9 protein-coding genes are annotated in these 11,254 nt (G+C 70.5%); 6 read left to right on the top strand and 3 right to left on the bottom strand.

The features are described 5' to 3' along the window. Positions 1 to 510, bottom strand: a 510-nt coding sequence (locus tag D7Y15_RS39260) for a hypothetical protein (RefSeq protein WP_148712980.1), incomplete at its 3' end; no start/stop codon positions are given. A 508-nt stretch (positions 511 to 1,018) separates the two neighbouring features. Between D7Y15_RS39260 and D7Y15_RS46470 the strand changes: the two genes are divergently transcribed. Both D7Y15_RS46470 and D7Y15_RS39250 read left to right on the top strand, forming a co-directional pair. Then, positions 1,019 to 1,141, top strand: a complete 123-nt coding sequence (locus D7Y15_RS46470; RefSeq protein ID WP_255430434.1) for a hypothetical protein — start codon at positions 1,019 to 1,021, stop codon at positions 1,139 to 1,141. A gap of 165 nt (positions 1,142 to 1,306) precedes the next feature. After that, the gene (locus D7Y15_RS39250; RefSeq protein ID WP_121755755.1) at positions 1,307 to 2,896 is read left to right on the top strand and encodes an MBL fold metallo-hydrolase; all 1,590 of its coding nucleotides are present in this window, start codon (positions 1,307 to 1,309) and stop codon (positions 2,894 to 2,896) included. Between the two features lie 39 nt (positions 2,897 to 2,935). Here the strand turns inward: D7Y15_RS39250 and D7Y15_RS39245 are convergent, their stop codons facing one another. Together D7Y15_RS39245 and D7Y15_RS39240 are read right to left on the bottom strand one after the other, a co-directional pair. Then, positions 2,936 to 3,427, bottom strand: coding sequence for a DUF3592 domain-containing protein (locus D7Y15_RS39245; protein WP_120580822.1), 492 nt, complete (start codon positions 3,425 to 3,427; stop codon positions 2,936 to 2,938). A gap of 27 nt (positions 3,428 to 3,454) precedes the next feature. Then, positions 3,455 to 5,128: a protease pro-enzyme activation domain-containing protein gene (locus tag D7Y15_RS39240; RefSeq protein ID WP_121755754.1), complete on the bottom strand. Its 1,674-nt coding sequence runs from the start codon at positions 5,126 to 5,128 to the stop codon at positions 3,455 to 3,457. A 95-nt stretch (positions 5,129 to 5,223) separates the two neighbouring features. On the opposite strand from D7Y15_RS39240, the gene D7Y15_RS39235 reads away from it, so the two are divergent. From D7Y15_RS39235 to D7Y15_RS39220, 4 genes are all read left to right on the top strand, one after another. Then, the gene (locus D7Y15_RS39235) at positions 5,224 to 7,416 is read left to right on the top strand and encodes a TOMM precursor leader peptide-binding protein (protein WP_121755753.1); all 2,193 of its coding nucleotides are present in this window, start codon (positions 5,224 to 5,226) and stop codon (positions 7,414 to 7,416) included. Between the two features lie 3 nt (positions 7,417 to 7,419). Next, a complete protein-coding gene (locus D7Y15_RS39230) occupies positions 7,420 to 9,372 on the top strand; it encodes a radical SAM protein (protein WP_121755752.1) in 1,953 nt (650 codons plus the stop codon). 3 nt (positions 9,373 to 9,375) lie between these two features. After that, the gene (locus D7Y15_RS39225) at positions 9,376 to 10,533 is read left to right on the top strand and encodes an amidohydrolase family protein (protein WP_120580818.1); all 1,158 of its coding nucleotides are present in this window, start codon (positions 9,376 to 9,378) and stop codon (positions 10,531 to 10,533) included. A 10-nt stretch (positions 10,534 to 10,543) separates the two neighbouring features. Then, on the top strand, positions 10,544 to 11,254 hold a 711-nt coding region (locus D7Y15_RS39220), incomplete at its 3' end, for a hypothetical protein (protein ID WP_199746038.1).

The raw sequence follows: 11,254 nt of genomic DNA, 5'->3' as shown, positions 1-11,254 counted from the left end.
CTCCACCCCCACCAGCGTCTCCCCCTCGGTGTAGTCGACGATGAGGCCCACCGGCACGGCCCGCATGAAGCGCGACGCGTAGCGCTGCGCCATGAGGTGCAACGTGGACGTCTGCTGGTGCAGGAAGCCCACGCGCGCCTTGAGCAGCTCCAGGAGGTGGCTCCACAGCCGCTCGTGCTCGGAGCGGTCCATGGCGGTGCGCCGGCCAGGCAGGGCCATGGAGAGCCCCGAATCCAGGGAGTCCCGCCCCGGCTTGCACCACAGCCCCGTGTGCCAGAGGAGCGTGCCCTGGGCGTCGAACTCACCCAGGCTGAGCAGCGCGCCGGCCCTCCAGAGCCGCGAGGCCCCTCCAGGCTCATGGAGGAAGCGGTAGGAGTAGCTCCCGGCGTAGCGCGCGTGGAGCAGCTCGCGCAGCGCGGGCTCATCGGGCTCCACCAGCCAGCGGGTGTGCTCGCTGGGCTGGGCGGCGCGAAGGCCGTCAAAAGGGGGGGCTGCGCGTTCCCGGCACATGGAGCGTTAGCAGTGCACCAACAGGGCCAGCCGGGAAGCCCCCCTCCTTCCGAGGGGTTGGGCCCGGCCGCCGCCCCGCGCCCCCGCCGGGTGTGCAGCCCGCTACACGGGGTGGAGCACTCGGCTGCACAGGCGGCAAGCCCCTGCCCGGCCGTGCATCCCCGGCGCGAATTCGAAGCCCGCGCCATAGGCATCACCCACCGCCAATTCGAGCAGCATGGGACGGCGCTCGACGCCAGGTTCGCCCTGCTTCTGACATCCCATTCAGCGCGATCTCGAAACCCGCGGCTGTCAGGGCGGGGCCTTGCGTGAGACGGAGCCCGGATGCACGAGGCGTCCGTCCCGATACGTGCAGCGCTCCCCGAGACTGCCGACGTAGCCCTGCACCTCTTCGGCGCTCAGCACAGGCAGGGCCCGTGGCTCCCAGTTCGTCTCGGCGTCATGAACTGAGACATCGCGCCTGAAGCCCGACACCGGCTGCGACACCCGCCTGCTGGCGCCCTCGGACATGGACGCGCTCATGTCCTTCCTGGCCACCTCCTACCAGCCTCCTGAACCCCAGCGCGCGGAACGGCTTCGCCAAGAACTGGAGCAGCAACTCGCCAAGCGCCACGCGAAGGAGACGCGATGAACCGCGCACTCCGTCGCGCCGTCGTCTCCACGCGCCCCACCGCCGCCTTCCAGGTCTGGCCCGGAAGTCGGCACCTTGAAGTCAGGGCGGGAATCATCGACATTGGCGGGCCTGCGTGCTCCCGGGCCTGCCCGGGGCCTGCGCACCCACCTTCGCGAGACCTCCATGCTCGACCGCCCGATGTACCTGAAGCCCGATGTCGCCATCGAGCCGCTGTTCAACCAGTGGTACGTCTGGTGGTACCTCATCTCGCCCGCCACGGCGCCGCTGTTCGTCTCCCGCCTGCACCTGAAGCTGATGCAGTCGTTCGTCGCGAACCCGGACGTGCACGTGGCCGCGCTGCAGAACCCGGCGCTGATGGGCGGCCCCTTCATCAACCACCCCGTGTCGCGCGTGAACGAGGTGAAGGCCCTGCTCGACCGCACCACCCGCGAGCAGGCGGACATGCTGGCCTACACCAAGGCCGTGTCGGACCTGGAGCAGCTGCTGGCCAGTTCCAAGGGCGAGTCCCTGGAGCCGCTCTACGCCAAGGTGCCGGACATGCTCCGCGGCTTCGTGGAGCTGCACTACGACCTGGCCCACCGCGCCAACGCCCGCATCATGGAGCCCCTGCTCTACCGCAGCAGCCTCTACAAGGAATCCGCGCAGAGCATCTCGCTGATGCGCGTGGCCGGTGACGCGCGCAAGTACGTCTTCAGCACCCCGCGCCTGGAGGGCGATTCGCCCCTGTGGCTCCAGGTGCCCTACAAGCACGAGGGCATCGACGCCCTCTTCCGCATGCGCCACACGCCGGGCAGCCCCGGGCAGGTGGCGGAGATGCTGGGCGTGCCGTCCACCGCCTCGGAGGCCTTCGCGGACCTCTTCACGGAGACCGCCCCTCGCAAGCCCGAGCCGTACACCGGCTCCGGCGTGCGTGTACGCTACTTCGGCCACGCGTGCGTGCTGATGGAGACGCGTGAGGTGTCCGTCCTCACCGACCCCGTCATCAGCTACGAGTTCCCCACGGACCAGCGGCGCTTCACCCACGCGGACCTGCCGGAGAAGATCGACTACGTCCTCATCACCCACGGCCACGCGGACCACCTGATGATGGAGACGCTGCTGCAGCTGCGTCACCGCATCGGGACCATCGTGGTGCCGCGCTCGAACGCGTACTCGCTGGCGGACCCCTCGCTGCGCCTGGTGCTGGAGCAGACGGGCTTCAAGAACGTCATCGAGATCGACGACCTGCAGGAGATCAAGATCCCCGGCGGGTCGCTGATGGGCATCCCCTTCATCGGCGAGCACAGCGACCTGGCGGTGCAGGCGAAGACGGCGCACCTGGTGCGGCTGGCCGGCCGCTCCATGCTGATGGCCGCGGACTCCAACGCGCTGGAGCCGCGCATGTACCAGCACCTGTCGAAGCTGGTGGGCCCGCTGGACGCGCTCTACCTGGGCATGGAGTGCGAAGGCGGCCCGATGAGCTGGATGTACGGCCCGCTGCTCAGCCAGCCCCTGCCTCGCAAGATGGATCAGTCGCGGCGGCTCAACGGCTCCGACAGCGCCCGCGCCACGGAGATCCTCAATCACCTCAATCCGAAAGAGGTCTTCATCTACGCCATGGGCCAGGAGCCCTGGCTGCGCCACGTGATGGTGCTCCAGTACGACGAGACCGCGCCCCAGATGATCGAATCCAACAAGTTCATCGAGGTCTGCAAGGGCCGCAACATCCCCGCCGCCCGGCCCTTCCTGAGCATGGAGCAGATCCTGGAGTAATCCGGGACGCGACACGGCCCGGCGGATGACGCCGGGCCTTCAGCGCGCGTGCGAACCGGCGCGTCGGGACCACAAGAACAGCAGCACCGCGCCCAGGCCCGCCACCGCCGAGGCCAGCGTGAAGCCGAGTGCGGCGCCCGTGTTCACCTCCAGCACGCTGCGCCCTGGGATCCTTGGGTCGTAGTGCACGGGCACCGTGGCGCCCACCGGGTAGCGCGCCAGATACTGCGTCAGCTCCGGGCTCGGCTGGGGGTTCCAGAGCCGGTACTCCCTCGGAGGCGAATTGGACAGGTCCTCGCCGACATACGAGCGGCCCTTGATCTCATAGGCGTAGCGCGGCTTCACGCTCCAGTAGTCTCTGGATTTCCCGACCCCGAGTTCCACCGAGATCGCGAGCATGCGCCCCGGCACCGTCGGCCGGGCCAGCAGTGCCTGCTCCGTGCCGTGAAGGCTCCAGGCAAAGTACCCAAACATCAGGCTGAAAGCTGTTCCGCTCATCACGAGTGCTTTCAGGTTGGCGCGCAGCCCCATGACCAGGAGTCCTCGCGGTGTAGGCCGTCAGTGCTTGCGACGCTGGAGCCTGCGCAAGCCCGCGAGCAGCGCTTCGCCGTCCGGCGTGCCCAGGCCCGTGCACGCGTTCCACAACGTCGCGTCGCTGGCGAAGTACGCGCCGTTGCCGCCGTGGGTGATGCGCCGGATGACAGGCTGTCCCTCGGTGACGAGCGCGTACAGCCGGGGGTGGAGGAAGCCCACGCGCTCCCCCAGCGCCTCGTTGAGGCGGACGATGAGCGCGGCCCACATCGGCGCCGCGGCGCTCGTGCCCGCGGCCACGCCCTGCTGACCCTTGAAGACGATTTGATAGCCCGTGTGCAGGTCCGCGTTCGCCGCGACGTCCGGCACGCCGCGGCCGGTGCTGCGGGAGACCTCGAACACGCCGTTCTTCCACGACGACTTCACCAGGTGCGGCACGCCCATGCCCTGCTGGTACAGCGGCAGCGCGTTCATGGTGCTGACGCCGCCGCTGCTCGCGCCCGCGGCCGTGGCGCTGGGGCCCATGGACATCGCCTCGCCCAGGCGGTTCCACACGCGCTCGTGGTGGAGGACGTCCCCCACCGCCTCCAGCGTGGTGCCGCCGCAGCCCAGCACCAGCGCGCTCGCCGCGGGGTAGCTCGTCGCCGCCAGGGTGATGGCGCCCGTGGGTGAGCGGGCATTCACCGGCACCTGCGAGCCCAGATCTCCGGACGCGGCGCACACGGTGATGCCCAGGAGCGCCGCCTCGATGAAGAGCCGCTCGAAGGCCAGCTCCTCGCCCTGCTGGATGAGCGATCCTTCGTAGAAGGACCAGCTGGTGGTCAGCACCGACGGCCGGTTCTCCCGGTCGCTGATGGCCTCCGACAGGACGCGGTGGTAGTCGCGCAGCGAGTAGTCTTTCGACCCCGCGTTGTAGACGACGACGCGCGCGGCCGGACACACCGAGGTCACCAACTCCACGTCCATCGTGACCTCCGAGTTGGAGGCGGTGTTGAGGAGCCCCGCCTTGTTCGGCCCCACGTTCACCACCGGCGCCGTGCGCTCCACCCCTACCGACTTCAGGTACGCATCCAGGTCCGACTGCTTGTAGCCGCCCGCCAGCTCGATGATGCCCACGCACTGGCCCTCCCCCTGGTTGCGGGGGTAGCGGTAGAGGCTGGCCACATGGGGCGCCGTGTACGTGCGCAGCCCGGCCTGCTTCGCCATCTCCGCGGGGATGGGCAGCGCTGCCGCGTTGTGGGTGACGAGCGGCCGGGTGTCCAGGCCCAGGACCCACTCCGCCACGCCTTGCAGCGCGCGCGGCAGGCACACCGGCTTCGTGTGGGTCAGGTAGGAGGTCTTCCCGTAGGTGTAGCGCCGCAGGTCCACCGCGAAGGCCTTGCGAATCGCGGCCGTGGACCCCTGGAGCACGACGTAGCTCCGGTCGCGCCGCTCGGAGGTGATGGTGAGGCCATGGCTCTTCGCGAAGCGCCGCACGGCGGCCAGGTGCTTCGGGTTCGTGCCGTACTTCGCCTCGAACTCGTCGTGGGTGAGCGGGCGGCGCGGCGGGTTCGCGCACAGCTCCTCCACCGTGGGCAGCGGCGTCCCGTGACGCAACAGCAGCGTGACCTCCACCTTGCCTGTGGCGGCGCGGCTCCGGAGCGGGGGGTGGAGGGACGCCGGGGACACACGCGCGCTCTGCGTCAATGGGATGCGGGCCATGCGCGGCGTTCTACCACGCGGAGTCCAGGCCCCCGGAAGGCCGGGCCAGGTCGTATCCACGAGCGCGGGCCCCGGTTAGGCTCGCCCGCCTGCCCATGGACCGAGTCCTCCGCATCAAGCCCCACCTGCGCGCCGAGGTGCTCGACGCGCGGCGCGTGTTCCTCGTCGGGGAGCGCGCCCAGTTCCTGCTGGAGGGGGAGCTGCACGCGAGCATCGTGCCCCTGCTGGATGGCGAGCGCACCGTGGCGAACGTCATCGCCGCGCTGGCGGGACGGGCCTCCGCGCCGGAGGTGCTCTACGCGCTGTCGCTCCTGGAGGAGCGCGGACACGTGGAGGAGGCACACGACGTCTTCGACGCCAGCGTCGCCGGCTTCTGGGAGTCGCTGGGCGTGGGCGCGGCCACCGCGGCCGGGCGGCTGTTGGACGTGTCCGTCTCCGTGCACGCGGTGGACGGCGAGGATGGCGAGGGGCTGGAGGAGGCACTGCGCGACACCGGCCTGGACGTGCGCGAGGACGCCGACCGCCGCGTGCTGTTGGTGGACGACTACCTGTCGACCGAAGCGCTCGCGCTGGCCCGGGAGGCCCGGAGCGCGGGCGCCGCGTTCCTCCCGCTGAAGGTGTCCGGCACCGCGTGCCACGCGGGCCCGGTGGTGGGCCCCGGCGAGCGCGCCTGCTGGACGTGCCTCACTGCGCGGCTGTTGGACAACCGCCCCATCGAGAAGTACCTCGCGCGCAAGGGCCCCCCGCCGCGCGCCATCCGCCCGCCGCGCACGGGCCTGCCCACCACCGCGAAGGCGGGGCTGTCCTTCGCGGCGACGCTCGTGGCCCGGTGGGTGGTGGACGGACCTGGAGGCCCGGGACAGACGCGGCTGTGGACGCTGGACTTCGCCACCTGGCAGCTGGAATCGCACGCCGTGGCGAGGCGTCCGCAGTGCCCGGATTGCGGCGACCCCCACTGGATGGAGGCGCGCGCGAAGAAGCCCCTGGAGCTGGCCTCGCGCGCCAAGCGCTTCACCGACGACGGCGGCCACCGCATCCTCACGCCCGAGCAGACCTGGGAGCGCCATCGCCACCTCATCAGCCCGGTGACGGGCGTGGTGAGCGACCTGCGCGCGGTGCCGGGCGACGCGCCGCTGGGCCACATCCAGTCCGCCGTCTTCCGCGTGTGCCCGTGGACGGACGCGCCGGCCTCCGACGACTTCCATCGCGTGGCCAGCGGCAAGGGCCGCACGGAGGCCCAGGCCCGCGCGGGCGCGCTGTGTGAAGCACTGGAGCGCTACAGCGCGGTGTTCCAGGGCGACGAGCCCCGCGTCCACGCCACGGCGTCCCAGCTGGGTGCGCAGGCCGTGCACCCGGACGCGCTCCAGCACTTCAGCGCCGCGCAGTTCCAGGCCCGGCGCGAAAGCGCGAGCCGCGACATGCGCACCGCGGTGCCCAATCCGTACGCGGATCAACCCATGGACTGGAGCCCCGCGTATTCACTCACGCACGGGGTCCACAAGTACGTGCCCACGTCGTTCGCGTACCTCTTCGCGCCCACGCCCCCGCTCGGAGACGTGCCGTTCTGCTTCTTCAACTCCAACGGGAACGCGGCGGGCAACTGCGTGGAGGAGGCCATCCTCCAGGGCTTCCTGGAGCTGGTGGAGCGCGATGCGGTGGCGCTCTGGTGGTACAACCGCCTGCGCCGTCCGCGCGTGGACCTGCGCTCCTTCGACGAACCGTGGTTCGCGTCCGTGAGCGCGCATTACCAGTCGCTCGGCCTCCAGTTGTCGGTGTTGGACCTCACGCACGACCTGGGCATCCCGGTGTTCGCCGCGCTCGTGTGGTCGCCGGAGCGGGGCCGGGCCTGGGCCGGGTGCGGCTGCCACTTCGACGCGAAGCTCGCCGTGCAGCGCGCGCTCACGGAGGTGGCCCAGTGCTACGACCCGAAGGACCTGTCGCCGGCACCCTGGGACGCCAGCGCGCACAGCGACGTCAGCTGGCTCTTCCCCAACGACCTGGTCCCCGCGCGCGTCCGCGCCGATTTTCCGCGCGTGTGGCATGACGACCTGCGGGACGACGTGCGCGAGTGCGTGGCGCGGGCCGCGAGCGTGGGACTGGAGACGCTGGTGGTGGAGCAATCACGACCCGACGTGGGCGTATCCGCCGTGAAGGTCATCGTCCCGGGGCTGCGCCACTTCTGGCCGAGGCTCGGCCCCGGACGGCTGTATGACGTCCCCGTGAGGATGGGGTGGCTGAAGGCCCCGAAGACCGAAGCGCAGCTCAACCCCGTGCCCTTCTACTTCTGAGCGATGGCGCCTCCTCCTGAACCCAAGCCTCGCATCCTGCTCGTCCAGTGTGGCCCCGACCGGCGCCACGTGGACCGGGAGACGGAGGACTTCGACCCCGAGCGCGGCCTGGTGAAGCGCGCGACGATGACGCCGCTGGCCTGCGCGACGCTCGCGGCGCTCACGCCGGACGCCTTCACCGTCGACATCTGGGACGAAGAACTGCACGGCCAGCTGCGCGCGGACACGGAGCTGCCGGACTACGACATCGTCGGTGTGTCGGTGATGTACTCCGCCCTCACCTACCAGGCGCGATTCCTGGGCGGACACTTCCGCGACCTGGGCGCCACCGTGGTCGCGGGCGGTCCCGCCATCTCCGCCGCGCCGGAGGACTACCGGGGCTTCTTCGACGCCCTCTTCGTCAACGAGGCGGAGCGCACCTGGCCGCGCTTCCTCGCGGACTGGCTCGGGGGCGAGTACGCGCCCGAGTACCGGCAGCTCGACAAGCCCTCGCTGAACGAAAGCCCCCTGCCCCGCTGGGACGCCATCGCGACGGACATCCCGCGCTACGCGTGGGGCTCCGTGCAGACCACGCGCGGCTGTCCGTTCGACTGCTCGTTCTGCGACGTCATCTACCTGTACGGACGCAAGCAGCGGCACAAGCCGGTGGACCGCGTGCTGGACGAGGTGCGCGCCCACGCGGCGCTCGGAGCCGAAGGCGTCTTCTTCGCGGACGACGAGTTCATCGGCGACGCGGCGTACGCGAAGGAGGTGCTCGCGGGACTCGTGCCCCTCAACCGCGCCCTACCCCGTCCGCTGCGCTTCTTCACCCAGGTGACGATGAACCTGAGCCGCGACGCCGCGCTGCTGGAAGGCATGGCGGACGCGAACTTCTACACCATCGTCCTGGGCATCGAGTCCTTCGACATCGGCGCGCTCAAGGAAGCGCAGAAGCACCAGAACGTGCGCGCGGACCTCGTGGGCGACCTCTTGCGCATCCAGGCGCACGGCATCGGGCCCCGGGGCAGCTTCATCGTCGGATTTGACCACGACACGCCCGCGGTCTTCGATTCGCTGCACGCGAACATCCAGCGCACGCACCTGCCCTGGGTGGTGGTGGCACCGCTCCAGGCTCCGCGCGGCACCAAGCTGTGGACGCGGCTGCGCGCGGAAGGCCGGCTCGCCACGCCCCGCAAGGCGCACGCGAAGGACCGGGGCGCCATCGTGCTCAACGTGATGCCCCTGGGCATGACGCGGCCCCAGCTGCTCGAAGGCTTTCGCGACCTGGTGGAGCGGCTGTCCACGTGGGACGCCGCCTGCGAGCGCATCCGGGGCTTCATCGCTGGCATCCAGCGCCCGCCCCAGGTGGAGGAGCCCCACTGGCCGGAGGCCGTCACCGACCGCTTCCTGCGCGAAGCCACCGCCGCCTGGGCCCTGACGCCGTCCGAGCGACAGGCGCTGGGGGACACGCTCGCGGAGGTGCGCGGCACCGCCCCGGCGATGCTGCCGCGCGCGGTGTTCTTCCTCGCGCGCAACCAGAACGAGCGCCGCCGCCATGAGCGACTCTTCACGGACTTCGACGCGGTGCTAGCCGCCGAGCGCCAGGGCGACCTCGTCCCGGACACGCAGCCCGTCTACGTCCCGCCCGGCTTCGCCACCGCGATGCGCGACGTGTTCCCGGACCTCTTCGTGCGCCTGAGCCGCGACCTGCCGGACCGCCGCGAGGTGCCGGAGGCTTCACGCGACGTGCTGGTGGACTTCGTTGCCCGCTGGGGCGAAGGCTTCCAATCGCTCCAGCCGCAGCACCACGAATTCCTTCGCGAGCTGTGCGACCGGCAGGTGGCCGCGCGCGGTGGCCATCCGGGTACGCTGGAGGTCTCGGAGGAGCAGGCCCTCCGCACCCAGGCGCGCCGCACCGGCCTGCTGGAAGCACTGCTCAAGGACGTGCGCGACGAGCTCGCGAGCTGGGGACCCTGACGGATGCGCGACGGCCTTCACATCTTCGACGCGGACCGGCACGTCCTGGAGCCGCTGAGCCTGTGGGCGGAGCAACTGGAACCCGGCCTGCGCCGGCACGCGCCCCGCCTGGGACGCCTTCCGGAAGAAACGCTGGAGGAGCGCCTGGCGCGGCTGGGCCCCCAGGGCCTGCTGCCCGTGCTGCCCTTGCCGGAAGTGGACGGCAAGCCGCTGTGGAACCACATGCCGGAGAAGGCGTGGTTGGAGTTCTCCGCGCGCTCCTACGCGCAGCTGGGGCGCAATGAACTGCTGCAGCGGCCAGACGTGTACCTGGCCCAGATGGATCGCGACGGCGTGGACATGGCGGCCCTCTTCCCCACCTATGCGTTGCTCCTGGAGGGCTTCTCCCCGCTCGAGCCCCGCGTCGCCACCGCGTTCGCGTCCGTCTACAACACCTGGCTGCATGGCTTCTGCGCGCACCAGCCGGAGCGCCTGCGTGGCGTGGGACTCATCAGCCGGCACCAGCCGGAGGCCATGGTCGCGGAGGTCCGCCGCGTCGCGGGCTTCGGCTGGCGCGCCGTCATGGTGCGCCCCAACCCCATCGGAGGCAGGCTCCTGTCGGACGCCGCCTATGAGCCCTTCTGGTCCGAGTGCGAGAAGCTCTCACTCGCGGTGGTCCTCCACGGCAGCGGCCACGTCTACGTGCCGTCCGCGGGCGCGGACCGCTTCGACACCCGCTTCGCCAACCACGTGTGCGCCCACCCCATGGAGCTGATGATGGGGCTGCTCGCGCTCCTCCAGGGGGGCGTGCTGGAGCGGCACCCGGCCCTGCGCATTGGCGCCATGGAGGCGGGCTGCGGCTGGCTGCCGTACTGGGCGTGGCGTTTGGATGAGGAATATCGCGCTGTGGGTGCAGAGGTCTCCGCCACCATCCGACAGCTCCCTTCAACCTACCTGCGCCAGCACTGCTTCGTTTCCATGGAACCGGACGAGCCGTACTTGTCTGACATGATGCGCCACCTCCCGGAGGACCGATTGGTTTTCGGAAGCGACTTCCCGCATCTCGACCACGGCGAGGATGTACTGGGTGCGATGCTGTCCTTGCGTGACGTGATGACCGAAAGTCGTCTACGAAAGGTTCTCTGGGAAAACCCGACTCGGTTCTACGGTGTGGAACCGTGAGGCATCACGAATGAGATTGTCGCTCGCCGAAGGTGTGGCGCTGCGTTGCCCCGACGCGGAGGACGCGCGCGTGGAGGGCCCTGGCCGCTCACTGCGGTTGGGCCCGCTGGCCCCCGGTGTGCGCGCCGTCTTCGAGTCGCTCGCGGACGGAGGCATCCACGAGACGGAGGTGCCGGCCGCCGCGGGCTCGGACACGACGCTCGCGTGGTACTGGCTGGACCTGGCTGGAGATGGCGGCCTGCTGTCGTGGACGGTGGAGGAGCGCGGCAACCTGCTCCTGACGCTCACGCCCGCGTCCGCATCGTTCCTGCGCCACCGCGCGACGTTCGACGCGGCCCAACCGCTGCAGCTGTCACGCTTCGCTCATACGCGCATGGCGGAGGGCCGCGCGGTGCTGGACTGCCCCACGGTGCACGCCACCGCTGCGCTGCATGACCGGCGCGTGGTGTCGCTGCTCTTCGACATGGCCCGCCCCACGCTGCTGGCGCGGCTCAATCAGTTCAACACCGGCATCGAGTCCTTCACGCTGCGCGAGCTGGTGCGCCTGCTGGCGGAGACGGGCATCCTGGTCCCCAACGGACTGGACGTGCCGGCGTCGGAGGAGACGCAGACGGCGCTCAAGCAGTGGGAGCCGCACGACCTGCTCTTCCACCTGCGCTCACGCGGCTGGGGCCACCAGACGCGCGCCGGGGCCACCTACCGCTTCCGGGGAGAGCTGCCC

The sequence above is a fragment of the Corallococcus sp. AB030 genome (assembly GCF_003668965.1).
Taxonomy (GTDB): domain Bacteria; phylum Myxococcota; class Myxococcia; order Myxococcales; family Myxococcaceae; genus Corallococcus; species Corallococcus exiguus.
This window is presented reverse-complemented; position numbering and strand designations above follow the sequence as displayed.

Coding starts and splice junctions, on each gene's coding strand:
- D7Y15_RS46470 (WP_255430434.1), top strand. CDS start 1,019: ATGGACGCGCTCATGTCCTTCCTGGCCACCTCCTACCAGCCTCCTGAA.
- D7Y15_RS39250 (WP_121755755.1), top strand. CDS start 1,307: ATGCTCGACCGCCCGATGTACCTGAAGCCCGATGTCGCCATCGAGCCG.
- D7Y15_RS39245 (WP_120580822.1), bottom strand. CDS start 3,427: ATGGGGCTGCGCGCCAACCTGAAAGCACTCGTGATGAGCGGAACAGCT.
- D7Y15_RS39240 (WP_121755754.1), bottom strand. CDS start 5,128: ATGGCCCGCATCCCATTGACGCAGAGCGCGCGTGTGTCCCCGGCGTCC.
- D7Y15_RS39235 (WP_121755753.1), top strand. CDS start 5,224: ATGGACCGAGTCCTCCGCATCAAGCCCCACCTGCGCGCCGAGGTGCTC.
- D7Y15_RS39230 (WP_121755752.1), top strand. CDS start 7,420: ATGGCGCCTCCTCCTGAACCCAAGCCTCGCATCCTGCTCGTCCAGTGT.
- D7Y15_RS39225 (WP_120580818.1), top strand. CDS start 9,376: ATGCGCGACGGCCTTCACATCTTCGACGCGGACCGGCACGTCCTGGAG.